Source organism: Luteibacter sp. NPDC104163, from assembly GCF_055584245.1.
This window is the reverse complement of record NZ_JBVJMK010000018.1, coordinates 1-23,567: the sequence shown is the minus strand read 5'-3', so window position 1 is coordinate 23,567 and position 23,567 is coordinate 1. Positions and strand designations below refer to the sequence as shown.

The following is a 23,567-nucleotide window of genomic DNA, read 5'->3' as shown; positions in this document are numbered from 1 at the left end:
CTGTGCGCGATCAGTGGTGATTGCCGTTGCCGTTCTGGTAGCCGGAGAGCGCCAGTTGCAGCAGGATCTTCATTTCCTCGCGAAGCGGCAGCGGCGACACGATTTCCGCGTCCGGGCCGTACTTGAGCACATCCATCAGCAGCTCGCGGGAATTCGAATACGGCACTTTCAGTTCGTAGCGGCCATCGGGCAGCCACTCGCCCTTCTGCTGCGAATGCCAGTGCTCATCCGCGACCCAGCGTGCGGCGTGCGAAGAGAAGCGAATGGTCGCCCATGCCTTCGGCTTGCCGGCGAAGATGCCGTAGCTGGAGGCGAGCAGCTCGTTGAGTTCGGTTTCCTCAACGTCCTTCGCACGCGCTTCCTGGGCCTGCGGCTCGGCGATGCGATCGACGGCGAAGCTGCGCAGTGCCTCGCGATCGTGGTCCCAGACATCGAGGTACCAGTTGTCGCGGTAGTGGGTCAGGCGCTGCGGCGACACCGTGCGGCGCGTATCCGAGTTGGTGGTGCGCGCGCGGTAGCGGAACGTGACCTGGCGGCGCTCGAGCACCGCGCCAGCCACGATCCGGAACACCTGCTGGTCGAGCTTGCGCGCGCCCCAGCTGATGACGCGGATGCGATCGACCGGCAGTGCCTTGCCGCTGCCGTGGTCCGAGAGCAGGCGCTCGATGCGTGCCTTGAACGGCGCCAGCGCGCCGGCGAGCACACCGGGATCGGAGCGGCCGATCAGTTCGTTGAGCGCCATGAGCGCGGCCAGCTCATCGCTGGTCAGCCACAGCCCGGGTAGTTCGAAGCTGTCCCCCTCGCCCGCCTCGTAGCGGAACGAAGCCTGTTCGCCGGCCACGCTCTGCACGGGGGCGCCCAGGGCGTCGCGCAGGAAGGCGACATCGCGATAGAGGGTAGCCCGCGAGCACTCCAGCTCATCCATGAGCCGCGAAAGCGGGACCGGATAATGCGCGGACTTCAGCAGTCGGTGCAGGGTGAGAATGCGCTCGTAGCGGTCCATGGGTCTCGCCGGCAGGTGGAGCTAAGCAAAGTGTGTCCGCGCGGGCGTGACGCCCGTATCTACGCCCAACAAGCATGGCGTTGGCGGGGGCCGTCCGCAAGGGTTGCCGCACTACGCCAGACGGCCAGGTAAGGGGGCCACGGGCTGTAAGGTTTGCGCCCGGGGCGAATAGGCGCAAAAATGAGCCTTTGCCATCGCCGCAGCCCCCGACCATGGCGCAACCCGACGACGCACCGGCCGTCGCGCTGGGCCCCCAAGGCCAGCCGAACGGCGGTTCGCGTGCCCAACGCCTGTTCTCCCTGCCTGCCGTGGTCATCCAGACCGCGACCGCGACGGGGTACGGCCTGTGGATGGTGCTGGGCACCGCGGTGGCGCTGGGTTCCTACCCCGATGGCCGTGGGGATGTGCTGGTGCCGCTTTCCTTTGGGCTGGTGCTGGTGAGCCTCGGCCTGGTGGCGACCTGCCTGCGCCTGGCGTTCGCCCCGGATTGGCATGGCTGGGATCCGTTCAGGCGCATGCTGCCGACCACGGAAGGGATGGTGGCGATGGCGAACTACCTCCCGATGCTGGCCCTGGGCGGGTTGGCTCGGGGCGACAACGATTTCTGGGCCACCCGGCTGGCTGGCGCGGCACTCATGATCTGCAGCCTCGCGACGCTGATTTACACAGCGCGCGGCGTGGCGCGGGAGATGCCGGCGCCGCTGGCCTCCGTGGTGAACGCGCAACCGTTGGGGCGTGCGGTATCCGCGGTATTCGGCGGGGGCCTGTGGTTCTGGCTATGCGTCGCACTGCAGAGTGAGACGGTGGTCGGGCCTTTGAATCCCTGGCGGCTGAGCATGCTGGCCATGGGGCTGGCGCTCGGCGTGATCGAAGGCATGCGCTGGCGGGCCTTGCGCCAGCTGGCCGATGAACGCGGTGCCAGTGCGTTTCTTTCCCCTGACCGGGGCGCGGCAACGCTGCTGGCCTGGTGTTTCAGCATCGCGGTGCTGTCCGTGGGCCTGCCGTGCGTGCTGCTGGTCTCGCACCCGACGGGGCCGCTGGTGGCGGTGGCAGCCGGTATGGCCGCGTTAAGCTGCGTTATCGGTCAATGTCTCGAGCAGCGGCTGTTCGGGCGTGCCCTGGCACAGCTGGCCGGCCGTTGAGCAAGCAGTCCCCCGGCGCGTGGGTGCGCCAAGGGCCGTTCCCCCGGCCCACCCCCAATTCAAATTTCTTTCCACATCCGGGTAGACGATGAAAAAGATCCTTCTCGCCTCGCTTGTCCTTGCCGCGCTGCCATTTGCAGCCCAGGCCCAGGACTCCTTCTCCACCGCCAACCCCAACGGGGGCGGCGCCCCGAGCTCCGACGCCTCCAAGAACGGCGGCTGGACCGGTTCAGGTGAATTCGGCTTCGCCTCCTCCCGCGGTAACTCGCGCACGGAGAACGCCAACGCCAAGCTCGGCCTGTCGCAGGAAAACGAGGTGTGGAAGAACAACTTCTACCTCAACGGCCTGCGCTCGAAGGGCGACGTCACCGTGACGGACCAGGCCGGCAACGAAGTCGACAAGTTCAGCACCACGGCCAACCGCTATGACAGCGGTGCATCGGTCGGTTACAAGTTCGACCCGCGCAGCTACGTGGTCACCGCCGCGCGTTACGAGCATGACGATTTCGGCGCCAACCTCTGGCAGGGCATCGTCTCGGTCGGCTACGGCTACATCGCGCTCAAGAACGAGCGTGCCGAGCTCTCCTTCGAAATCGGTCCCGGTTTCAAGCGCTACCAGCCGGCCAAGACCACCGAGGACGTGACCCAGCCGGATGGCACCGTGGTCAGCGTGACGACCACCCCCAACGCCGAAAGCGAAGTGGTTGGCCGTGGCCTGGTCAACGGCAAGTACCGCCTCACCGACAACACTGCGCTGGAAGATACGTTCCTGGTGGAAGCCGGCTCGAAGAACCAGTACTACCAGAACGACATCGGCCTCTCGGTCAGCATGACCAAGAAGATGGCGCTGAAGCTCGGCTACCAGATCCGCTACAACAGCGACACGCAGCCGGGTACGGTCAGCACCGATAAGCTGATGACCACCAACCTGGTTTACAACTTCTAAGTTCGGGCACTGCCATCGCGCGCAAGCGCGCTCCCACAACAGCCCGGATCCCAGGCTGCCTCGCCGGGATCCCCAGCTCTCTTGTGGGAGCGCGCTTGCGCGCGATGCTCTCAGCGCTGCGGCTTCAGCAGCTCGTCCGCGCCCTGCTCGAGCAGCATCGCGGCTACCGTGTGGCCCAGGGCCACCGGATTGTCGTCACGCATATCCGCCTGCGCGCGGATCAGCTCGCCGGTGTGCGCATCGCCCACCAGGCCGTGCAGGGTCAGGCCGTACTCCGCCACCACGCACATCGCGCCGATCGCCACGGCGCAGCTTCCGCCCAGCCGTTCGTTCAATGCACGCTCCGCGTCGATCGCCAGGCGCGTGTCGGCATCGTCCAGCGCGGCCATCAGCTCGGCGACGCGGACATCCCCTTCGCGGATCTCGACGGTGATGGCACCCTGGCCCGGTGCCGGAAGCCAGTCGGGGCTGGCCAGGCGGCTACGGACGCGGCCACCCAGCCCAAGCCGGTCAACCCCCGCGCATGCCAGCACGATGGCGTCGTAGTGTCCTTCGTCCAGTTTCGCCAGGCGCGTGTTCACGTTGCCGCGCAGGTCGAGTAGCTGCAGATCGGGTCGCAACGCGCGCAACTGGGACTGGCGGCGCAGCGAGGAGGTACCGACCCGCGCGCCGTTCGGCAGGTCGGCGATCGTCGCGTAATCGTTGCTGATGAAGCCATCGGCGGCATCGGCGCGCGGCAGGATCGCGGAGAGGGCGAAGCCCGGCTCCAGCGTGGCCGGCACATCCTTCAGCGAATGCACCGCGATGTCCGCGCGGCCCTCCGCCATCGCCACCTCCAGTTCCTTGAGGAACAGCCCCTTGCCGCCGATGGTGGCGAGCGAGCGGTCGAGCACCTCGTCCCCGCGGGTGGATAGCGGCACCAGTTCCACGACCAGCCCCGGATGCGCCTGGCGCAGCTGGGCGGCGACGTGTTCGGCCTGCCAGAGGGCGAGTGCACTCTTGCGGGTGGCGATGCGGAGCGGTGCGGTCATGGGGATTCCGAAGGCACGTGGGGCAGGCGCCCATTGTCCCGTAAAACATCGCCCGGGCGCAGCGCGGCTATCCGCCGCAAAGCGCTCAGGTATCGGCGCGCAGCAGCTGGCGGATCGCCGGCAGGTTGCGCCGGCTGACCTCGGGGGCGCTTTCGGTGCCGGCCAGGCGTGCGAGTACGCGGCCGTCGGCCAGGGTGCGCAGGCCGACGAGTCGCTCGCGCGGCACCAGGCAGTTGCGGTGCAGGCGCACCACGCGCTCACCCAGGGCCACTTCCAGCTGGCGCAGGGAATCGTCGATCAGGCGCGAGCCGCCGGTGTGTTCCACGGTCACGTACTTCTCGCCTGCGGTCAGCAGCAACACATCGGCCAGCGGAATGCGTACCTCGTCACCGCCACTGCGCGCGCGCAGCCAGCTGCCGCGCGCCGACGGTGCCGCGACCAGGCGGGCGGCGGCGCGGTCGAGCGCCTCATCCAGCCGCTCCGCACGCACGGGTTTCAGCAGGTAATCGGTGGCCCCGAGGTCGAACGCACTGAGCGCGTGCTGCTCGTACGCGGTGCAAAACACGACTTGCGGGCGAGTCGGCATCGCCGCGAGCTTCGCCGCCACCGCGGTGCCGGAAAGCCCAGGCATTTCCACATCCAGCAGCAGCACATCGGGCCGCTCGCTGGCGCACGCGGCCAGCACGGCCTCGCCATCGGCCACGCTGCCTACCAGTTCCACGTCGGCGCGGCGCGCAAGCAGGGTCGCCATGCGCGCGCGGGCCAGCGGTTCGTCATCGGCGACCAGGACGCGCACTCGCAACCTCCGGCAGGAACAGGGTGACAACGAAACGGCCATCGCGTGCTTCGGCCTTCACGGTAGCGCGCTCACCGAAATGCAGGCGCACGCGCTCCCGGACGCTGCGCAGGCCGTGGCCCGTGCCCGGCGTGGTCGGCCCATCGGAAAGCGGGTTATCCACGGTCAGCATTACCCCACCCGGTGCCTGCCTCCCGCCCAGCCGCAACACACCGCCCTGGCGCGATGGCTGGATGCCGTGGCGGATCGCGTTCTCGACCAGCGGCTGTAGCAGCAGGCGCGGCATGGGCAAGGCCTCCGGAACATCGATGTCGCGCTCCACGCGCAGGCGTTCGCCCAGGCGCAGCGTCTCGATCTCGAGGTAGTGGTCGACCAGCCGCCACTCCTCGCCCAGCGTGCCCTGCGCACTGCCCTCGCTACCGAGCGCGGCGCGGAACAGTTCGGCGAGGTTTTCCACGGTGCGCTCGGCCGCTTCCGGATCGACCGGGATCAGCGCCGCCACCGCGTTCATGCTGTTGAAGAGGAAATGCGGGCGGATGCGCGCCTGCAAGGCAGCGACCTGGGCCTGGGCCACGGCTTCCACGCGGACCTGCCATTGCGCCACCACGTAGAAGTAGCGCAGCAGCGCGGCGCCGAGCAGGCCTGTCGCCAGCAGCGTGTCGCGGACGAAGCGCGCGGTCGATGCCGGGGTCAGCCCCGAACCGAGGTTATGGTCGATCCATGCCACCGAGACGCTGGTGACGCCGACCATCGCCATGAGCACGAGCCACACGGCGGCATACGGCAGCATGCCGGGCAGGCGCTGCATGGCCGGTCGGCCCTTGCAGAGCACCACGGTCAGCAACACCGAGAGCCATGCGGTATAGAGCACGCCCACCGAGAGCGAGCGGAGCCGGAGTTCGCCACCGGGTGCCAGCCACATCAGGCACGAGGTGATGGTGCCCACCACCAGCAACGCGAACAGCGTCGGCAGGCTGCAGAAGTCCGGCAGCGGTGCCGACGCGCGCGGCGTCGCGGTTTGGTCGTTGGGTCCCCTGGCCATGCGGCGAGTATGCCGGATACCCGGCTGGCCCGCCGCGCGAAGCGTCACGTCCCGGCGAAGATCCCGCCCATCCACGTACGGATATCGTTAATCTCCGGCAGGCTCACCTGGTGGCCCATCGGGTACGTGTGCCAGTCGATACGGTGGCCGAGGCTCTCCAGCAGCTGGCGCGATTGCTCGCCGAGGGCGAGCGGCACGACCGGGTCGGCCACGCCGTGGCCCCAGAACATCGGGGTGGCATGGTTCGCGCCGCTACGTTCCGCTTCGATCGTCTCGTGCATGGGCAGGTACGCCGATAGGACCAGCAGGCCGGCCAGCGCCTGCCTGTGGCGCAGGCCCGCCGCCAGGGTCATGGCGCCACCCTGCGAGAAGCCGGCAAGGATGATCCGCGAGGCCGGCACGCCGCGCGCCTCTTCCTGGGCGATCAGCGCCTCCACCTCGCCGATGGAAAGGCGGATGCCCTCCGCATCCTGCTTGTCCGCCAGCGCCAGGCCCTTGATGTCGTACCACGCGCGCATCGGCACGCTGTTGTTGATCGTTACCGGCCGGACGGGCGCGTGTGGGAACACAAAGCGGATCGCCGGCCATGCCGGGTCGACCAGCTCGGGGACGATCGGCGCGAAGTCGTTGCCATCGGCACCCAGGCCGTGCAGCCAGATCACCGACCACTCAGGCGAAGGGCGGGTTTCGTGTTCGACGGTGGGCAGGGGCATGGGCGCGGTCCGGCAGGGGAATCTGCGGAATGCTAGCAGCCCGCGCACCTCACGACGGCGTGGCGGCCTGTTTGCGCACGTGTGCCGGGTACCACGCCGTGAACTTGATGGCGGCATAGAGCACCGCGGCGTTCATCAGCACGATGTGGCCGGGCGTGGCGAGGTGCCGCCACAGCAGGATATCGATGAGCGCGAACAGCGCGAACGCGCCCGCCCACACCAGCGAGATCACCTGGTTGGTGCGCAGGAAGCGCGGCGTCGACCACAGTTCGCGGGCGACCTTCTGGCGCGAGTAGTCGATGGTGAAGGGCCTGCCGACCATGACGCTGATAAGGATGATCACCAGCAGGCCCACATCGACGCACAGGCGTACCAGGCCAAGCGATAGCGCCTCCCCCGAGGCCATCGCGTAAATGGCGAGTGCCGCGAAGAGCACCGTCGTACCCACGTCCAGCAGCTTTACGCAGTGGGTGACGATCTTGTCCCACGCGAGCATCCCGCCCGCGATCAGGGCGGCCGCGACCAGGCCCGCGACCGTGTAGCCCAGCGCGCTGGCGATCGCGAAAACGATGAATGGCAGGAAGCCAAGCACGATGTTCATGGGAAGACGGGCCGCAAGGCGTGTGATGCGGATACGTTAGGCGCGGCGTGGGTCGGCCGATTGCCGAAGCGCACGGCACTTTTCCAATTCACACGGTGGATAACCCGCTCAGTACGCCTTCAGCGGAACAGGTGCGGCACGAAGCAACTGGTATTCCGGGTGATCCGGTCGTTGTCTTCGCGGATGCCGATACCGGCGGGCCGGTCGCCGACGATCCATGAGCCGACCAGCGCGTGGCGGCCTCCGTACACCGGCAGCGGCGCCAGTTGCTGGTAGACGCGGTGCGCTGCGACGACCGCGCCTTGTCCTGCATCGAGGATGCTGATGCCCTCGCCTTCGCGGCCCCAGAACGGCTTGGCCACCGCAGGCCCCGCGATGTCCTCGCGCCGCAAGCTCGCCGGCAACAGGTTCGGGTGGTTCGGAAACCATTCCCACAGCAAGGCCAGGATGGCCTTGTTCGACAGCAGCATCTTCCACGCGGGTTCGATGAAGCGCGTACGCGAGGGTGCGATGTGCGCAGAGAACGCCTCGTCGAGCATCCATTCCCACGGGTAGAGCTTGAACAGGCGATCGATCGGCCGGTCGGCCAGGTCGATGAAGGCACGGCCGTTCCAGCCGATCTCCTCGATGTCCAGCGCCTGCACGTCGTGGCCGGCCTGCATGCAGGTGTCGAGCAGGTAGTCCGTCGTGGTGCCGTCTTCGGGGTTGTCGTAGCACGCGGCAAAATGCACGCGGCCGCCCCCGCCGACGATCGGCCAGCGCTCGATCAGCTTTTCGTGGATCGAGTTGAACTGGTCGGCATCGGGGTAGCAGGCTTCCAGCCAGTACCACTGGACCACCGCGGCCTCGAACAGCGAGGTCGGCGTATCCGCGTTGTACTCGAGCAGTTTTGGCGGCGAGACGCCATCCCACGACAGGTCCATTCGCCCGTACAGCGAAGGCTCGCGATCGAACCAGCTGCGCTCGGCCAGGCTGGCCGCGTGGCTGTCGATGCCCAGCGCCTCGTAGCGGCCGTCGCGGACGATGCGGTCGACGGCTTCGAGGCACAACGCGTGGAGTTCGCCGGTGGCGGCTTCGACCTCATCGATGGCATCGGCTTCGAACACGTAGCACGCGTCTTCGCGCCAGTAAGGCTGGCCGTCGATGGTGTGGAACCCGAAACCGATGGCTTCGACTTCGGCCTGCCAGTCACGGCGTGGGACGATCGACTCACGCCGCATCAGCCACCCCGCGCGCCGACCCGGCCGTGCGCGCCGAAGCCGCCGCGCGAGCCGAAGTCGAATCCGGTGGGGCCATGGCTGTTGAAGCCGCTCATGGTGCTTGTGCCAGCGCGGAACGTCCGCCCGGGGCCCGGATCGCCGGCCACGGTATTCGTGCGCCAGTCGCTGCGGTACCAGGGGCCGTAGTAGCGGTAGCCGGCACCGCCGTAGTGCCCGCTACCGCTGCCGCTCGTCGACTGCTCGTACGTGCACTGGCCGGTCACGTAATCCTGCTCGCAGTCTTCCTTGCTGTTGTAGCTGTTGCGCTGCACGTCGGTGCGCGGCCACGCGGCATAGCCGAACAGGCCCATGATGCCGACGACCACGGCGGCCGAGCGCATGCGCTTGCCGCGCTCGCCCAGGTTGAACAGTGGCTCGGCCTTGCCGTTCGGGTAGAACGAGGGGTGCCGGTAGTCCGGCGGCAGGTTGAACTTCGCGTCCGGTTTCTGCCCGGGCGCGCCCGGTTTGCGAACCAGCGGCTTCTTGCCCTTGTTTGCCATGGCCGCGGCCTCAGTAGGTCATGGCGGCGGCGTTGATCGCACCCACGCAGGTGGCGACCACGGCGACGAACAGCGCGACCGAGCACAGGTTCGCTTCGATCTTGGCGCGCAGGTCGCGCACGATCAGGCGAAGCACGAGGTGGGTCAGCAGCTGTACCGCCCAGGCCACCAGGCCCCAGAGGGCGAGGTCCACCAGGCTGACGCTATGCGCGATGGCGCTGGTGAGCGGGAGCACGAAGCCGATGGCGGCACCGGCCAGGCTGATCGCCGCGGCCAGGTTGCCCGCGCTGATCAGCGCCATTTCCCGCTGCGGCGTGATCCAGATGTAGCTGACGATGAAGGCGATGAAATAGAGGATGCCCAGGCCGAGGTAGGCCACGAAAGCGGGCAGGGTAAACAGATCCGAGATGAGCACGAACGCTTCCTTGTAAGAGGCGGCTCCCCATGGCCGCCCCGCCACTATAAGGCGGGGCGGCCATCAATTACTCGCCCAGTCCCAGCTCGTTCGCGAAGAAGGTCATCGACAGTGCGGCGTTGCCGACGCGCTGGCTGAAGGGCGCGCCGATACCGTGGCCCGCGTTCATCCGGGTGAGCAGCAGGATCGGGTTACCCGAGCTCGATGCATCCTGCAGGGCGGCGGCGAACTTGCGCGACTGCCACGGGGCAACGCGAGGATCGTTGGCGCCGGTGGTGAACAGGACCGACGGATAGGCCGTGCCCTTCTTCACGTTGTACAGCGGGCCGTACGCGCGCATGGCCTTTGCGATCTCCGGATCCTTCACCGAGCCGTATTCGCTGCGGTTGTACGGGCCATTGGCGAACGCGGTCTCGTGGCGGGCGATGTCGTATATGCCGACCATCGCGACCACGGCGCGGAACTGCTCCGGATGCTGGGTGAGCGATGCGCCCATCAGCAGGCCGCCATTGCTGCCGCCGAGGATGCCGAGGTGCTTCGTGTCGGTCCACTTCGTATCGACGAGCGCCTGCGACGCGGCGTAGAAATCGTCGAACACGTTCTGCTTGCGCGTGCCCTGGCCCTGCTCGTGCCACTGCTCGCCGTATTCGTTGCCACCGCGGATGTTCGCGTAGGCGAGCACGCCGCCACGCTCCAGCCACGCCAGGTTCGGGCCGATGAAGGACGGCGTCACCGGGATATCGAAACCGCCGTAGCTGTACAGGATGGTCGGGCGCTTGCCGTTCGGCGTGATGCCGTCCATCGAGATCACGGTGACGGGGATCTTCGTGCCGTCCTTCGAGGTGCCATCGATGCGGGTGACGTGCACCTTCGAGTAATCGGCGGCCGGCTTCACTTCGAAGACCGTCTTCAGCGAGCCGCTGGCGCCGTCGTACTCGGCCCAGTGCGTGGGCGTCGTCCAGCCGCCGTACGTGATCAGCGCCTTGTCCTGGCCCTTCTCAGCGGCGATGCCGCCGATGGTGATGCCGGTGGCCGGCAGCGGCAGGCGGCGCACGAAGGCGGCCTTGCTGTCGTACTGGTCGGCCCACCAGTCCGGACCGGCGCTGCGCACGACGATGAAGCCGTTGCCGATCGGGGTCACGCGCTGGATCGCGCCTTCGCCCTGGGGCAGCACATCGCTCTGCTTGCCGTTTGCGTCGAACGCGATCACCTTGCCGCGCGGCGCGCCGGCGAAGGTCACGACATAGAGGCGATCGCCGACCCAGTGCGCCGAGCGCACGTCGGCCTCGTGGCCCAGCACCTTCTTGAAGGCACCGTTGCCCTGGCGCAGGAACACTTCCGCCGGACCGCCATCGCCTTCGTTGGCGAGCAGGGCCGTGGCCTTGCCGCCCTCGCCTTCCAGCAGGATGTATTCGGCGATCGGCGAATAGCCCTTGCCGAACACGACGGTGTCCTTGTCCTGGCCGTTCCCGATCACGTGGTGGGCCAGGTACGCGTCGAACTCGCGCAGCTCCTTGCCCTTGGCGGGCGCATCGAAGCGGGCGTAGGTCATGCCCTTCTCGTCCGCATCCCATGCGAGCGCCTGCGGCGTGGTGCCGCCACCCGCCCAGGCCAGGCTATCGGGCAGGGCCTTGCCGGTCTGGGTATCGAGGATGTGGATCGTGGTGAGCTCGCTGCCGCCTTCCGCGGTGCCGTAGGCCAGGTAACGGCCGCTCGGCGAGGGCCAGTACTCGGTGATGGCGGTGTTGCCGTCGCCCTTGTTGAGGTCGACCAGGGTGCGCACCGGGCCGTCCGGCCAGGCCTTGGCCACGAGCACCGGCTGCGGCTGCGGCGGGGTGTTCTCGAAATAGAACAGCGTGCCGCCAGCCAGTTCGGGCGAGGAGCGCGTGGTCGAGGTGATCGCCAGTTCGCGGATGCGCGCGCTCAGTTCCTTGCCGAGCGGCGCCTTGCCGATCGTGGCCTCGGTGTACGCGTTCTGCGCCTCGATCCACTGGGCGACGCCTTCGCCGTCCGGGTTCTCGAGCCAGCGGTACGCATCGGGCCGCGGCTGGCCACCCAGGGTGTCGCTGACCTCGTGCTTCGGCGTGGGCGGCGGGTTGGTCGCGGCGTGGGCGGAGAAGGCGGCGGCCAGGCTCAGGGCGAGCAGGCGGGGAACGATGGGACGCATGGGGCAACCTCGTGGGCGGGATCGCCCGAGCGTAGCAAACCCATGACGCCTGGCACCCCTGCCGCCAGTTGGGTAGCGGCAGCGGTTATCCTCGCCGCATTTGTCGCTGCCGGATTCACCCATGCGCACGCTCGCTACCGCCCTCCTCGCCGCCCTTGCCGCCACGCCGGCCCTCGCCGCGCCGCCGCCGGCGCTGGACATGGAGACGATCATGGCCGACCCGGACTGGATCGGGCAGGCCGTGGAGGACCCCTACTGGAGCGTGGACGGCAGCCAGGTCTATTACTCGCTGAAGCGCGATGGCAGCCCGGTGCGCGACCTGTACCGCGTGCCGGCCGCCGGTGGCGCCGGGGTGAAGCTGGATCCCGCCGCCGTCGCGGCGGCCGACGGTACGAAGCTGGTCTTCGACCGCGAGCACCGCCACGCCGCGTTCATCCGCCACGGGGATGTATTCCTGCGCGACCTCGGTAACGGCTCGACCGTGCAGGTCACGCGCTCGGCCAGGTCCGAGACCTCGCCGCGTTTCTCCGCCGATGGCCGCCTGCTCACCTGGCGCGCGGGCGATGACTGGTTTGCCTATGCGACCTCGGGCGGCCCGGCCTGGCAGGCCGCCGTGGTCGAGGCGAAGGACGATCCGAAGAACGAGAAGAGCTCCGACCTTCAGGACCAGCAGCAAGCGCTGTTCTCGACCCTGCGCGGCCTGAAGGCCGACGAGAAGGCGCTCAAGGCGGACGCCGATGCGCTGGCCGCGGCCGACCCCGGCCATGCGCCGCAGGCGTTCTATCTCGGCAAGGATGTCGCCATCGTCGATACCTCGCTGTCGCCGGATGGCCGCTACATGCTGGTGGTGACGAAGGCGAAGGACGCCGACGCCGGCAAGATCGCCGACCTCACCCATTACGTGACCGACTCCGGTTATGCCGAGGCGGAGTCCACGCGCTCCTATGTCGGCCGCAACGATCCGGTGCCGCAGGCGCTGAAGCTGATCGACCTGCGCGGCCACGCGGTCTACAACCTCGATACCGCCGGCCTCCCCGGCATCCACGACGACCCGCTGGCCGCGATCCGCGCGAAGACCGTGGCGGCGCTGCGCAAGGAGGGCAAGGACGACCGCGCCGACGCGCTGGCCGCCCCGAAGACGCGTCCGGTCATCGTCAACGCCGAATACAGCCCGGGCATCGTCTGGAGCGATGACGGGCATGCCGTCGCCGTGCAGCTGACCTCGGTGGACAGCAAGGACCGCTGGATCGCCACGGTCGACTTCGACCACCACGCGCTCGTCAGCCAGCACCGCCTGAGCGACAAGGCCTGGATCAACTGGGACAACAACGATTTCGGCTGGCTGCGTGACGGCCGCACGCTGTGGTACCTGAGCGAGGAGACGGGCTACTCGCATCTCTACACCCGCGCGCCGGGTGGCAAGGCCAGCGCGCTCACGTCGGGCCGCTTCGAAGTAGATCACCCGGTGCTCAGCGCGGACGGCAAGACCTTCTACGTCCGCAGCAACCAGGTGGCGCCGTACAGCTACGACATCTACAAGGTCGCCGTGGGCGGTGGCGCACTCTCCCGCGTGACGAACTACGAGAGCCTGGATGACTTCGCACTTTCGCCGGATGACCGCCAGCTCGCCGTCCTGCATTCGTCGCCGTACGTGCCGTCGCAGCTTTCGACGGTTAGCGTCTATGGCGGCACGCCGCGCGAACTCACCAACACGGTGAAGCCCGGCTTCGCGGCACATCCGTGGATCGCGCCGAAGATCGTGCAGGTGCCTTCGAGCCACGGTGCCGGCGTCGTTTATGCGAAGTTCTACGGCCCCGCGGATGCCGCGCAGGCCGCATCGCGCCCGGCGGTCATCTTCGTGCATGGCGCGGGCTACCTGCAGAACGTCCACCTGTCTTACCCCTCGTACTTCCGCGAGCAGATGTTCCACAACCTGCTGGTGCAGCGCGGCTACGTGGTGCTCGACATGGACTACCGCGCGTCGAAGGGTTACGGCCGCGACTGGCGCACCGCCATCTACCGCAACATGGGTCATCCGGAACTGGAAGACCTGCTCGACGGCAAGGCGTGGCTGGTGAAGAACCAGGGCGTGGACCCGAAGCGGGTGGGTATCTACGGTGGCAGCTATGGCGGCTTCATGACCCTGATGGCGCTGCTGCGCGCCCCGGGTGAGTTCGCCGCCGGTGCGGCGCTGCGCCCCGTCACCGACTGGACCTCGTACAACCACGAGTACACCGCCGCCATCCTCAACGACCCGCAGCTCGACCCCGAGTCGTATGCCACCAGCTCGCCGATCCAGTACGCCGACAAGCTGCAGGATGCGCTGCTGATCGAGCACGGCCTGATCGACGATAACGTCCTGGCGAGCGATTCGATCCGCCTGTACCAGCGCTTCATCGAGCTGCACAAGAAGAACTTCTGGATGTCGCTGTACCCGATGGAGCGCCACGGCTTCGTCCACCCCGACTCCTGGCACGACGAATACCGCCGCATCGACGAGCTGTTCCACGACAAGCTCGGACAGTAAGCAATGCCCTGTGGGAGCGCGCTTGCGCGCGATGGGTGCTCGCGCCAGACACCCATCGCGCGCAAGCGCGCTCCCACAGCAGCAATATAAATTTACGCGGACTTTACGGTGCCGCCTTTGGGCCTTACACCGTAAATATCCACGAGAGCAAAAAATACGCACCGTCCTTTCATGACGGAATGCTCCCGTGGAATTCCTGTACGTCCTTCTCATCGTCGTGCTCACGGCGGTGACGATCGGCTTCCTGATGATCTGCGACCGCCTCGGTCGCCGCTGAGGAAGCCGCCATGTCACCTACCTATCTCATCGCCACCGTGCTCGCGGTGGCGCTTTGCGGCTACCTGTTCGTCGCCCTCCTGAAGCCGGAGTGGTTCGAATGACCGCGAACGACTACCTCCAGATCGGCCTGTACCTCGCTGTCCTGCTCCTGCTGGTGAAGCCGGTGGGTGCGTACATGGCCCTCGTGTTTGCCGACGAGCCAAACCGCGTCACCCGTTTCGGTGGCCCGGTCGAGGGCCTGCTTTACCGCGTTGCCGGCGTGCGCCGCGACGAGGACATGGGCTGGAAGCGCTACGCGCTCGCCATGCTCATCTTCAACGTAGCCGGCCTTGCCGCGGTCTACCTGCTCCAGCGAACCCAGCAATGGCTGCCGCTGAACCCGCAGCACCTGGGCGCCATTACGCCGGATTCGGCGATGAACACCGCCATCAGCTTCGCCAGCAACACCAACTGGCAAGGCTACGCGGGCGAATCGACCATGAGCTATCTCACCCAGATGCTCGGCCTGGCGGTGCAGAACTTCCTCTCCGCTGCCACGGGCATCGCGGTGCTGATCGCCGTGGTGCGTGGCTTCGTGCGCCGTGGCGCTTCCGCCGTCGGCAACTTCTGGGTCGATGTCACCCGCGCGACGCTCTACGTGCTGGTGCCGCTCGCCATCATCGTCGCACTGGTGCTCGTCTCGCAGGGCGTCGTGCAGACGCTTTCGCCGTATGTCGATGCGGCCACGCTGCAGCATGGCACGCAGAGCCTTCCGCTCGGCCCGGTCGCCTCGCAGGAAGCGATCAAGATGCTCGGTACCAACGGCGGCGGCTTCTTCAACGCCAACTCGGCGCACCCGTTCGAGAACCCCACGCCGTTCGCCAACTTCGTGGAGATGCTCTCGATCCTCGTGATCCCGGCGGCGCTTTGCTACACGTTTGGCAGCATGGTCGGCGACCGCCGCCAGGGTTGGGCGATCCTTGCGACCATGCTGCTCATTTTCGTGCCGCTGACGCTGGGCCTGGTCGCCGCGGAGCAGGCCGGTAACCCTGCACTGCACGGCCTCGCCGTCGATGCGCAGGCCTCGGCACTGCAGAGCGGCGGCAACATGGAGGGCAAGGAGACTCGCTTCGGCATCGCCTCCTCCGGCCTGTTCGCCGCCATCACCACCGCGGCCTCGTGCGGCGCCGTGAATGCCATGCACGACTCGCTGACGCCACTGGGTGGCCTGGTGCCGATGTGGCTGATGCAGCTCGGCGAGGTGGTCTTCGGCGGCGTGGGCTCCGGCCTGTACGGCATGCTGGCCTTCGCCGTGGTCGCGGTGTTCATCGCGGGCCTGATGGTCGGGCGCACGCCGGAGTACCTCGGCAAGAAGATCGAGGCGCACGAGATGAAGATGGCCAGCCTCGCCGTGCTGGTGCCGTGCGCCTTGGTAGTGGTGTGCACGGCGATCGCGGTGATGGTGCCCGCCGGCAAGGCCGGTATCGCCAACCCCGGTGCGCATGGCTTCAGCGAAATGCTCTACGCGGTGACCTCGGCGGCCAACAACAACGGCAGTGCGTTCGCTGGCCTCTCCGCCAACACGCCGTTCTGGAACGTGCTCCTTGGTATCTGCATGTTCCTGGCGCGCTTCCCGCTCGCCATCGCCATGCTCGCCATGGCCGGCTCGCTGGCAGCGAAGCGCCACGTGCCGCCCTCGGCCGGCACCCTGCCGACGCACACCCCGCTGTTCGTCACGCTGCTTGCCTGCGTGGTCATCGTCGTCGGCGCGCTCACCTTCCTCCCGGCGCTGGCCCTCGGGCCGATCGTCGAGCACCTCACGTCTTTCACGGGCCACTGATCCATGACTTCCCATGCCCACGCCCCGCGCGGTTTCGATCGCGCGCTGGTGACACGCGCCCTCCGCGACGCCTTCACCAAGCTCAATCCGCGCCTGCAGTTCCGCAACCCGGTGATGTTCGTCGTGTTCGTCTGCAGCGTCCTCACCACCCTGCTCTGGTTCCAGGCGCTTGCCGGCCATGGCGAAGCCCCCGCGGGCTTCATCTTCCAGGTCTGCCTGTGGCTGTGGTTCACCCTGCTGTTCGCGAACTTCGCCGAGGCGCTGGCAGAAGGGCGCGGCAAGGCCCAGGCCGATGCCCTGCGCGGCTCGCGCCGTGACGTGGCAGCCAAGAAGCTGCTCGCCGCGCGCCGGGATGCACAGATCGTCTTCACGCCGTCGAACGAACTGCGTACAGGCCACCACGTGCTGGTCGAAGCGGGCGATATCGTGCCCGGCGATGGCGAGATCGTCGACGGCGCCGCCAGCGTCGACGAGAGCGCGATCACCGGTGAGTCCGCGCCGGTGATCCGTGAAGCCGGTGGCGACCGCAGCGCCGTTACCGGCGGCACCCGCGTGCTGTCCGACTGGCTCGTGGTGCGCATCACCAGCAATCCGGGCGAGAGCTTCCTCGACCGCATGATCGCGATGGTGGAAGGCGCCTCGCGGCGCAAGACGCCCAATGAAATCGCGCTGACCATCCTGCTGGCGAAATTCACCCTGATCTTCCTGCTCGCGTGCTCCACGCTGCTGCCGTATTCGATCTACAGCGTCGAAGCGGCGGGCACGGGCAACCCGATCACCCTGACGGTGCTGGTCGCCCTGCTGGTCTGCCTGATCCCGACCACGATCGGCGCCCTGCTCTCCGCCATTGGTATCGCCGGCATGGATCGCATGATCCGCGCCAACGTCATCGCCACCTCGGGCCGCGCGGTGGAAGCCGCCGGCGACGTCGACGTGCTGCTGCTGGACAAGACCGGCACGATCACGCTGGGCAACCGCCAGGCCGTCGCGTTCCATCCGGCGCCGGGCATCGAGGAGCGCGAACTGGCGGAGGCCGCCGATCTCGCTTCGCGTGCCGACGAGACGCCGGAAGGCCGCAGCATCGTCGTACTCGCGGAATCGATGTTCAGCATCGCTGGTCGTCCGCGTCGGGAGGAAGCCCGTGCCGTGTTCGTGCCCTTTACCGCGCAGACCCGCATGAGCGGCGTGGACGTGGGCACCCGCCACATCCGCAAGGGCGCGATCGATGCGGTGGAGCGTTACCTCGATGGCCAGGACAGCCACATGCCGCCGATGGTGAAGCGCATGGCGGAAGACGTGGCCCGCCGCGGCGCCACGCCGCTGATCGTGGTCGATGGCGCGCTGACCCTGGGCGTCGTCGAGCTCAAGGACATCGTGAAGGATGGCATCAAGGAGCGCTTCGCCGAGATGCGCCGCATGGGCATCCGCACCGTGATGATCACCGGCGACAACCCGCTCACCGCCGCGGCCATTGCCGCCGAAGCGGGCGTGGATGATTTCCTTGCCGAAGCCACGCCGGAAGCCAAGCTGAAGTACATCCGCGACATGCAGGCGGAGAACCGCCTGGTCGCGATGTGCGGCGATGGTACCAACGATGCGCCGGCACTCGCGCAAGCCGACGTCGCCGTGGCGATGAACAGCGGCACCCAGGCGGCCAAGGAAGCCGGCAACATGGTGGACCTGGACTCGAACCCGACCAAGCTGATCGAGGTCGTGGCGATCGGCAAGCAGATGCTGATCACGCGCGGTGCGCTCACCACGTTCTCGATCTCCAACGACATCGCCAAGTACTTCGCGATCATCCCTGCGGCGTTCGCCAGCACCTACCCGGCGTTGAACGCGCTGAACGTGATGCACCTGGCCACGCCGCAGAGCGCGATCCTTTCCGCGGTGATCTTCAACGCGCTGATCATCATCTTCCTCATCCCGCTCGCGCTCAAAGGCGTCGCGTACCGCGCGCTCGGCGCCGCCGCCCTGCTTCGCCGCAACCTCCTGGTGTATGGCCTGGGCGGCGTCGTGGTCCCGTTCATCGGCATCAAGCTCATCGACATGTTGCTGGTCCTTTGCGGACTGGCCTGACCCGAGGTTTCCCCATGCATACCGTGAAACTCACCGTGCTTATCGACGATCCCGGCGACATCGACATGGAGGTGCGTGTCGTCGCCCCCGAGGCGTCGACGACCGTGCGCTCCGCCACCGTCACGCCGCTCGCGCCGCGGGCCCACGCGCCTCGCGACACCCATGACACCGATGACGCCTACACGCTCGGCGGCTACGCCGGCATCTGATCCCCACCAAGAAGACCCCATGAAAACCGTTCTGCTGGCCGCGTGCGCGGCTGCCACCACCCTCTCGACCTTCGCCCCTGCCGCTTTCGCCGCGGATACGCCGCCGGTTACCGGCAACGTCGCGATCGTGTCGGATTACATGTTCCGTGGCCTCACCCAGACCTGGGGGCATCCTGCCATCCAGGGCGGCGCCGACTACACCAGTGCCAGTGGCTTTGCCGCCGGTACGTGGGCGTCGAGCGTCAGCGACCGCAGCTACGCCGGCGGTTCGATGGAGCTGGATCTCTATGCGAGCTTCGGCCAGCCGATCGACGACGACTGGTCGTGGCGCGTGGGCGTGTACGGCTACGTCTACCCGGGTGCGAACCTCGACCAGTCGAGCGGCTACCAGCGGCGTTCCTTCAATACGGTGGAAGCCAATGCCGCCCTCACGTGGCGCCAGTTCACGCTGAAATACAACCATGCCCTCACCGACTATTTCGGTGCGGACCGCGAACAGGGCTACGACGGCAATACACGCGGCACCGGCTACCTGCAACTCGACGCCACGCTGCCGCTGGCCGATGCGTGGTCGCTTGCACTGCACGCGGGCCACACGCACTACACCGCGTCGCTGGCGGTCCCGACCGCGTATGGCGTTCGCGATGTCAGCTACAGCGACTACTCGGCGACCTTGAAGTACGCGCTGAGCGAACACTGGTCGGTCAGTGCCGGCGCGACGTACGCGGATAACGACCGCTATTACCGCCATGTCTCCAGCTACACGAATGCCGCCGAGACCCGCGACGTGGGTGGCTTGCGCGGCCTCGTCATGTTCCAGGGCACGTTCTGAGGAACCCGCCATGAAAGACCTTCTTCGCCCGGGCATCGTCCTGTTCCTCGGCCTCACCGTGGTCACCGGCGTGGCCTATCCATTGCTCGTCACCGGCGTGGCTCAAGCGGCCTTCCCGCACGCGGCCAACGGCAGCCTCGTATCGGCCGGCGGCAAGACCGTCGGCTCGACGCTCATCGGGCAGAACTTCACGGCGCCCGGCTACTTCTGGGGCCGGCCGTCGGCGACCACGCCCGATCCGTATACCGCCGGGGCCTCCAGCGGTTCCAACCAGGGCCCCACCAATCCCGCGCTTGCCGACGCGGCGAAGCAGCGCATCGCGACGCTGCACGCGGCGGATCCGACCAACACCGCGCCGGTCCCGGTCGACCTGGTCACGGCCTCCGGCAGCGGCCTCGATCCGGAGATCAGCCCCGCGGCCGCGGAGTACCAGGTGGGGCGCGTGGCCGGCGCGCGGCACATGGATGCGGGAAAAGTGCGTGAGCTGGTCGCGGCGAATACGAAGGGGCGGCAGCTTGGCGTCCTGGGCGAGCCGCGGGTGAACGTGCTGGCGTTGAACCTGGCGCTGGACCAGGCCTCGCGCTAACCGCCAGCCCACGCCGTACCCTCGTGGGAGTGAGCTTGCGAACGATGCCCTTCCGCGGCCCCATCGCTCGCAAGCTCGCTCCCACGAAAGCGGTCTGCATGTGGCAAGCCATCGTCGCCCCCCACCCTGTATCGTTCGCCCCATGACCGACTCCCGCGATGCGCGTGCCGATGCCTTGCTCAACGCCGTCAACGGCGAGGGTGGGCAGCGCCTGAAGATCTTCCTTGGCGCGGCGCCGGGCGTGGGCAAGACCTACGCCATGCTCTCGGCGGCGCGTGACCTACGCCGGCAGGGCGTGGATGTCGTGATCGGCTTCGTTGAAACCCATGGCCGCGCGGAGACCGCGGCCTTGCTCGAGGGCATGGAGGTGCTGCCGACGCGCGCGGTGGCGTACGCCGGGCGCGACTTCCAGGAGTTCGACCTCGAGGCGGCGCTCGCGCGGAAACCCGCCGTGCTGGTCGTCGACGAGCTCCCGCACACGAACCTCCCCGGCGGTCGCCACGCCCGCCGCTGGCAGGACATCGCCGACCTGCTCGACGCCGGCATCGAGGTCTACACGGCGCTGAACGTGCAGCACCTCGAAAGCCTCAACGACCAGGTGCGCCGCATCACCAACGTCGCCGTGCGCGAGACCGTGCCGGATGCGTTCCTCGACCGCGCCCGCGATATCGTGCTGATCGACCTGCCGCCACGCGAGCTGATCACGCGGCTGAAGCAAGGCAAGGTCTACGTGCCGGAAACGGCGGCCGTGGCGCTGGATGCGTTCTTCTCCCCGACCAATCTTGCCGCGTTGCGCGAACTCGCCGTGGAGACGGTCGCGCACCATGTGGACAGCGACCTGCGCGAGCACATGCTGGCCCGCGGCGGTGCGATGCCGGTGCGCCGGCGGACCATGGCGGCGATCGACGGCCACGCGCAGAGCGAATACCTCGTCCGCATGACCCGCCGGATCGCCGAACGGCGTGGCGGCCCGTGGAGCGTGTTGTTCGTCGATACCGGTAGCGTGGATGGCGAGCGCCGCGCGCGTGTCGATGCCGCCATGCGGCTTGCCCGCCGCCTGGGTGGTGAAGCGGTGATCCTGCGCGGGCACGGCGTGGCCGATGAACTGCTCGCCTGGGCCGATCGCGAAGGCGTTGGCCAGATCGTCGTGGGCCGCACGCGCGAGCGGCCGATCGCGCGCCGCCTGGGTTTTTCGCTGACCCAGCAGCTGCTTCGCCGGGGGGCGCACCTCGAGCTCACCATCGTCGCCACGCCCGCCGAGCGGGCCCGCGCGCGCCATCGCCTGCGCATCAGCGATGTCGGTACGCGCAGGGAGTACGCCTTCGCCACGGCCGCGACAGCGATCGCCATGGCACTGTCGTTCGTCGCCGACCGCTATCTCTCGGTCGCCAACCTCTCGCTGATCTTCCTCACGGCTGTGCTGATCGTCGCTGCGCGCACGCGCATGGCGGTCGCGGTGTACACGGCCATTCTCTGCTTCTTCGGCTACAACTTCTTCTTTGCGCCGCCCCGCTACACGCTGGCGATCGCGAATGCCGACGACGTGCTGGCCGTGACGCTGTTCCTCGTCGCCGCCCTGGTGTGCAGCCGGCTGGCGACGCGCCTGGCGGGCCAGGTGCAATCGCTGCGTGCGGCGCAGGTCCGCGGCCGCGCACTTGTCGCGCTGGGCCAGCAACTCGCCACGAGCGCCGACGCGGAAAGCATCCGCACCGCCGGCGCGCGCGCCCTCGCCCGTGCGCTCGATGCCGAAGTGGCCATGCTCGCCCGCGATGCCGGGGCGGATCTGCAGGTCGCCGCCTCCATGCCCGACGCGTTCGCGCTGTCGACGCAGGATCGCGCCGCCGCCGACTGGTGCGAGGCACACGCCGAACCCGCCGGCCGCTACACCGATACGCTCAACGGCGCGTCCTGCTGGATGTTGCCGCTCGGCACGGAGCAGCGCCGCGCCGGGGTCGCCGCATTGCGCTTCCCGTTGAACGCGCGCGAGCCCGATGCCGACCGCCGCGGCCTTGCCCTGGCGATGGCCGAAGATATCGCGCTCGCCCTCGAGCGCGCCCGCCTCGCCGTGGAGCTGGAGAGCGCCCGCGTCCAGGGCGAGACGGAGCGCCTGCGTAGCGCGCTGCTCTCATCGGTCTCGCACGACCTGCGCTCGCCGCTCGCTTCCATGATCGGTTCCGCGGGCACGTTGCTGAGCTACGAAGCGCAGCTGCCGGCGGAAGAGCGCCACGAACTGCTGCAAGCCATCCTCGGCGAAGGCCAGCGCCTCGACCGCTATATCCAGAACCTGCTCGACATGACCCGGCTGGGCCATGGCACGCTCAAGCTCAACCGCGATTGGGTGGACGCCGGTGAGATCGTCGCGGCGGCCGTGTCGCGCCTGCGCAAGCTGTTTCCCGATACGCGCGTCGACGTGCACCTCCCGCACGACACCGTCCTGCTGCACGTGCACCCCGCGCTGATCGAGCAGGCCTTGTTCAACATCCTCGAAAACGCCGCCCGCTTCTCCCCGCCGGGTGAACCGGTGCGCGTCATCGTGCGCACCGAAGCAGGCCGCCTGTTGGTCGACGTTGCCGATCGCGGCCCGGGCATCCCCGAAGAAGAGCGCTCGCGGATCTTCGATATGTTCTATTCGGTATCGCGCGGTGACCGCGGCAAACAGGGCACGGGCCTGGGGCTGGCGATCTGCCGCGGCATGGTCGGCGCGCACGGCGGTAGCGTGGAGGCCTTGCCCCACGCCGGCCCAGGCACGACCATCCGGGTCTCGCTGCCGCTGCCGCCACCCCCTGAAGAAACCGCATGAACCCCGCCGCCCCGCGTGTCCTGGTGATCGATGACGAAGCGCAGATCCGGCGCTTCCTGGATATCGGCCTGCGCGCGGAGGGCTACCAGGTGGTCCTCGCTGCGACGGGCGCGGAAGGCCTGGGGCTGGCCGCGACGCAATCCCCCGACATCGTCGTGCTGGATATCGGCCTGCCCGACATGGAAGGCCATGACGTGCTGCGCGAACTGCGGACGTGGAGCCAGGTACCGGTCGTGATGCTCTCGGTCCGTGACGCGGAAACCGAGAAGGTGAAGGCGCTGGATACCGGCGCCAACGACTACGTGACCAAGCCGTTCGGTATCCAGGAATTGATGGCGCGCCTGCGCGTGCTGCTACGGCAGAGTGCGAAGGCCGGCCAGCCGGAAGCGCCCGTGCGCTACGACGATGGCGCGCTCGTGGTCGACCTGCCGCGCCGCGAGGTGTTCCTCGATGGCGCCGCCGTGGCGCTCACGCGCAAGGAGTTCGCGGTGCTCGCCATGCTCGTGCGCCACCCCGGCCGCGTGGTCAGCCAGCAGCAGATCCTGCGCGATATCTGGGGCCCCACCCACGTGCAGGACACGCATTACCTGCGCATCGTGATGGGCAAGCTGCGCCAGAAGCTCGGCGATGACGCGACCAGCCCACGCTGGCTGAAAACCGAGCCAGGCGTGGGCTACCGCTTCCCGGCGCACTAAGCTCCCGCGGCCAGCACCTTGTAGGAATGCCCTTGTGGGAGCGCGCTTGTGAGGTGACCCCCAAAAGTTGGACAGCGGGGTCAGGCGGCTAGGGCCTGGGTCCGGTATTCAACCGGACTCAGGCCA

General features: G+C 68.0%; 21 protein-coding genes. 11 read left to right on the top strand and 10 right to left on the bottom strand.

From position 1 onward, the window contains the following. Positions 1–10: 10 nt before the first annotated feature. Complete coding sequence (locus ACZ6YI_RS17850) at positions 11–1,003, bottom strand: helix-turn-helix transcriptional regulator (protein WP_465779839.1); 993 nt, start codon at positions 1,001–1,003, stop codon at positions 11–13. Between the two features lie 212 nt (positions 1,004–1,215). Here ACZ6YI_RS17850 and ACZ6YI_RS17845 point away from each other — a divergent pair, with 212 nt between their 5' ends. Together ACZ6YI_RS17845 and ACZ6YI_RS17840 are read left to right on the top strand one after the other, a co-directional pair. Further along, on the top strand, positions 1,216–2,145 hold the full coding sequence (locus tag ACZ6YI_RS17845) for a hypothetical protein (RefSeq protein ID WP_465779838.1): 930 nt from the start codon (positions 1,216–1,218) through the stop codon (positions 2,143–2,145). A gap of 88 nt (positions 2,146–2,233) precedes the next feature. Beyond that, complete coding sequence (locus ACZ6YI_RS17840; RefSeq protein WP_465779837.1) at positions 2,234–3,091, top strand: DUF481 domain-containing protein; 858 nt, start codon at positions 2,234–2,236, stop codon at positions 3,089–3,091. 110 nt (positions 3,092–3,201) lie between these two features. On the opposite strand, the gene hemC is transcribed toward ACZ6YI_RS17840, so the two are convergent. From hemC to ACZ6YI_RS17795, 9 genes are all read right to left on the bottom strand, one after another. After that, the gene (gene hemC, locus ACZ6YI_RS17835) at positions 3,202–4,122 is read right to left on the bottom strand and encodes a hydroxymethylbilane synthase (RefSeq protein ID WP_465779836.1); all 921 of its coding nucleotides are present in this window, start codon (positions 4,120–4,122) and stop codon (positions 3,202–3,204) included. Positions 4,123–4,207: 85 nt separating this feature from the next. Next, positions 4,208–4,918, bottom strand: a complete 711-nt coding sequence (locus tag ACZ6YI_RS17830) for a LytR/AlgR family response regulator transcription factor (RefSeq protein ID WP_440323740.1) — start codon at positions 4,916–4,918, stop codon at positions 4,208–4,210. Further along, complete coding sequence (locus tag ACZ6YI_RS17825; RefSeq protein WP_465779835.1) at positions 4,896–5,960, bottom strand: sensor histidine kinase; 1,065 nt, start codon at positions 5,958–5,960, stop codon at positions 4,896–4,898. Before ACZ6YI_RS17825 ends, ACZ6YI_RS17830 begins: the two co-directional genes overlap by 23 nt. A 44-nt stretch (positions 5,961–6,004) precedes the next feature. Beyond that, complete coding sequence (locus tag ACZ6YI_RS17820) at positions 6,005–6,673, bottom strand: alpha/beta hydrolase (protein ID WP_465779834.1); 669 nt, start codon at positions 6,671–6,673, stop codon at positions 6,005–6,007. A gap of 49 nt (positions 6,674–6,722) precedes the next feature. After that, positions 6,723–7,274: a hypothetical protein gene (locus tag ACZ6YI_RS17815; RefSeq protein WP_465779833.1), complete on the bottom strand. Its 552-nt coding sequence runs from the start codon at positions 7,272–7,274 to the stop codon at positions 6,723–6,725. Positions 7,275–7,393: 119 nt separating this feature from the next. Beyond that, on the bottom strand, positions 7,394–8,494 hold the full coding sequence (locus ACZ6YI_RS17810; protein WP_465779832.1) for a glutathionylspermidine synthase family protein: 1,101 nt from the start codon (positions 8,492–8,494) through the stop codon (positions 7,394–7,396). Then, on the bottom strand, positions 8,494–9,033 hold the full coding sequence (locus ACZ6YI_RS17805; protein WP_465779831.1) for a hypothetical protein: 540 nt from the start codon (positions 9,031–9,033) through the stop codon (positions 8,494–8,496). The genes ACZ6YI_RS17810 and ACZ6YI_RS17805 overlap by 1 nt, the downstream gene beginning before the upstream one ends. 10 nt (positions 9,034–9,043) lie before the next feature. Then, a complete protein-coding gene (locus ACZ6YI_RS17800; protein WP_465779830.1) occupies positions 9,044–9,448 on the bottom strand; it encodes a DUF350 domain-containing protein in 405 nt (134 codons plus the stop codon). Between the two features lie 67 nt (positions 9,449–9,515). Further along, complete coding sequence (locus ACZ6YI_RS17795) at positions 9,516–11,615, bottom strand: prolyl oligopeptidase family serine peptidase (protein WP_465779829.1); 2,100 nt, start codon at positions 11,613–11,615, stop codon at positions 9,516–9,518. A 121-nt stretch (positions 11,616–11,736) separates the two neighbouring features. On the opposite strand from ACZ6YI_RS17795, the gene ACZ6YI_RS17790 reads away from it, so the two are divergent. The 9 genes from ACZ6YI_RS17790 (at position 11,737) to ACZ6YI_RS17750 (ending at position 23,441) form a co-directional block, all read left to right on the top strand. After that, positions 11,737–14,142, top strand: a complete 2,406-nt coding sequence (locus tag ACZ6YI_RS17790; RefSeq protein WP_465779828.1) for a prolyl oligopeptidase family serine peptidase — start codon at positions 11,737–11,739, stop codon at positions 14,140–14,142. Positions 14,143–14,429: 287 nt separating this feature from the next. Beyond that, a complete protein-coding gene (kdpF, locus tag ACZ6YI_RS17785) occupies positions 14,430–14,522 on the top strand; it encodes a K(+)-transporting ATPase subunit F (protein ID WP_465779827.1) in 93 nt (30 codons plus the stop codon). Further along, positions 14,519–16,240: a potassium-transporting ATPase subunit KdpA gene (gene kdpA, locus ACZ6YI_RS17780; RefSeq protein ID WP_465779826.1), complete on the top strand. Its 1,722-nt coding sequence runs from the start codon at positions 14,519–14,521 to the stop codon at positions 16,238–16,240. Before kdpF ends, kdpA begins: the two co-directional genes overlap by 4 nt. 3 nt (positions 16,241–16,243) lie before the next feature. After that, a complete protein-coding gene (gene kdpB / locus ACZ6YI_RS17775) occupies positions 16,244–18,319 on the top strand; it encodes a potassium-transporting ATPase subunit KdpB (RefSeq protein ID WP_465779825.1) in 2,076 nt (691 codons plus the stop codon). Between the two features lie 14 nt (positions 18,320–18,333). Then, entirely contained in the window at positions 18,334–18,528 is a 195-nt protein-coding gene (locus ACZ6YI_RS17770; RefSeq protein ID WP_465779824.1) for a hypothetical protein, read from the top strand. 19 nt (positions 18,529–18,547) lie between these two features. Next, the gene (locus tag ACZ6YI_RS17765; protein WP_465779823.1) at positions 18,548–19,360 is read left to right on the top strand and encodes a TorF family putative porin; all 813 of its coding nucleotides are present in this window, start codon (positions 18,548–18,550) and stop codon (positions 19,358–19,360) included. A 10-nt stretch (positions 19,361–19,370) separates the two neighbouring features. Continuing rightward, the gene (gene kdpC / locus ACZ6YI_RS17760; protein WP_465779822.1) at positions 19,371–19,946 is read left to right on the top strand and encodes a potassium-transporting ATPase subunit KdpC; all 576 of its coding nucleotides are present in this window, start codon (positions 19,371–19,373) and stop codon (positions 19,944–19,946) included. Between the two features lie 142 nt (positions 19,947–20,088). Next, the gene (locus ACZ6YI_RS17755) at positions 20,089–22,746 is read left to right on the top strand and encodes an ATP-binding protein (RefSeq protein WP_465779821.1); all 2,658 of its coding nucleotides are present in this window, start codon (positions 20,089–20,091) and stop codon (positions 22,744–22,746) included. Further along, entirely contained in the window at positions 22,743–23,441 is a 699-nt protein-coding gene (locus tag ACZ6YI_RS17750; RefSeq protein ID WP_465779820.1) for a response regulator, read from the top strand. Before ACZ6YI_RS17755 ends, ACZ6YI_RS17750 begins: the two co-directional genes overlap by 4 nt. Positions 23,442–23,567: the final 126 nt, after the last annotated feature.

What these genes read in the sequence shown, in the direction of transcription:
- ACZ6YI_RS17850 (WP_465779839.1), bottom strand. Translation starts at nt 1,003, where the DNA reads ATGGACCGCTACGAGCGCATTCTCACCCTGCACCGACTGCTGAAGTCC.
- ACZ6YI_RS17845 (WP_465779838.1), top strand. Translation starts at nt 1,216, where the DNA reads ATGGCGCAACCCGACGACGCACCGGCCGTCGCGCTGGGCCCCCAAGGC.
- ACZ6YI_RS17840 (WP_465779837.1), top strand. Translation starts at nt 2,234, where the DNA reads ATGAAAAAGATCCTTCTCGCCTCGCTTGTCCTTGCCGCGCTGCCATTT.
- hemC (WP_465779836.1), bottom strand. Translation starts at nt 4,122, where the DNA reads ATGACCGCACCGCTCCGCATCGCCACCCGCAAGAGTGCACTCGCCCTC.
- ACZ6YI_RS17825 (WP_465779835.1), bottom strand. Translation starts at nt 5,960, where the DNA reads ATGGCCAGGGGACCCAACGACCAAACCGCGACGCCGCGCGCGTCGGCA.
- ACZ6YI_RS17820 (WP_465779834.1), bottom strand. Translation starts at nt 6,673, where the DNA reads ATGCCCCTGCCCACCGTCGAACACGAAACCCGCCCTTCGCCTGAGTGG.
- ACZ6YI_RS17815 (WP_465779833.1), bottom strand. Translation starts at nt 7,274, where the DNA reads ATGAACATCGTGCTTGGCTTCCTGCCATTCATCGTTTTCGCGATCGCC.
- ACZ6YI_RS17810 (WP_465779832.1), bottom strand. Translation starts at nt 8,494, where the DNA reads ATGCGGCGTGAGTCGATCGTCCCACGCCGTGACTGGCAGGCCGAAGTC.
- ACZ6YI_RS17805 (WP_465779831.1), bottom strand. Translation starts at nt 9,033, where the DNA reads ATGGCAAACAAGGGCAAGAAGCCGCTGGTTCGCAAACCGGGCGCGCCC.
- ACZ6YI_RS17795 (WP_465779829.1), bottom strand. Translation starts at nt 11,615, where the DNA reads ATGCGTCCCATCGTTCCCCGCCTGCTCGCCCTGAGCCTGGCCGCCGCC.
- ACZ6YI_RS17790 (WP_465779828.1), top strand. Translation starts at nt 11,737, where the DNA reads ATGCGCACGCTCGCTACCGCCCTCCTCGCCGCCCTTGCCGCCACGCCG.
- kdpF (WP_465779827.1), top strand. Translation starts at nt 14,430, where the DNA reads ATGTCACCTACCTATCTCATCGCCACCGTGCTCGCGGTGGCGCTTTGC.
- kdpA (WP_465779826.1), top strand. Translation starts at nt 14,519, where the DNA reads ATGACCGCGAACGACTACCTCCAGATCGGCCTGTACCTCGCTGTCCTG.
- kdpB (WP_465779825.1), top strand. Translation starts at nt 16,244, where the DNA reads ATGACTTCCCATGCCCACGCCCCGCGCGGTTTCGATCGCGCGCTGGTG.
- ACZ6YI_RS17770 (WP_465779824.1), top strand. Translation starts at nt 18,334, where the DNA reads ATGCATACCGTGAAACTCACCGTGCTTATCGACGATCCCGGCGACATC.
- ACZ6YI_RS17765 (WP_465779823.1), top strand. Translation starts at nt 18,548, where the DNA reads ATGAAAACCGTTCTGCTGGCCGCGTGCGCGGCTGCCACCACCCTCTCG.
- kdpC (WP_465779822.1), top strand. Translation starts at nt 19,371, where the DNA reads ATGAAAGACCTTCTTCGCCCGGGCATCGTCCTGTTCCTCGGCCTCACC.
- ACZ6YI_RS17755 (WP_465779821.1), top strand. Translation starts at nt 20,089, where the DNA reads ATGACCGACTCCCGCGATGCGCGTGCCGATGCCTTGCTCAACGCCGTC.
- ACZ6YI_RS17750 (WP_465779820.1), top strand. Translation starts at nt 22,743, where the DNA reads ATGAACCCCGCCGCCCCGCGTGTCCTGGTGATCGATGACGAAGCGCAG.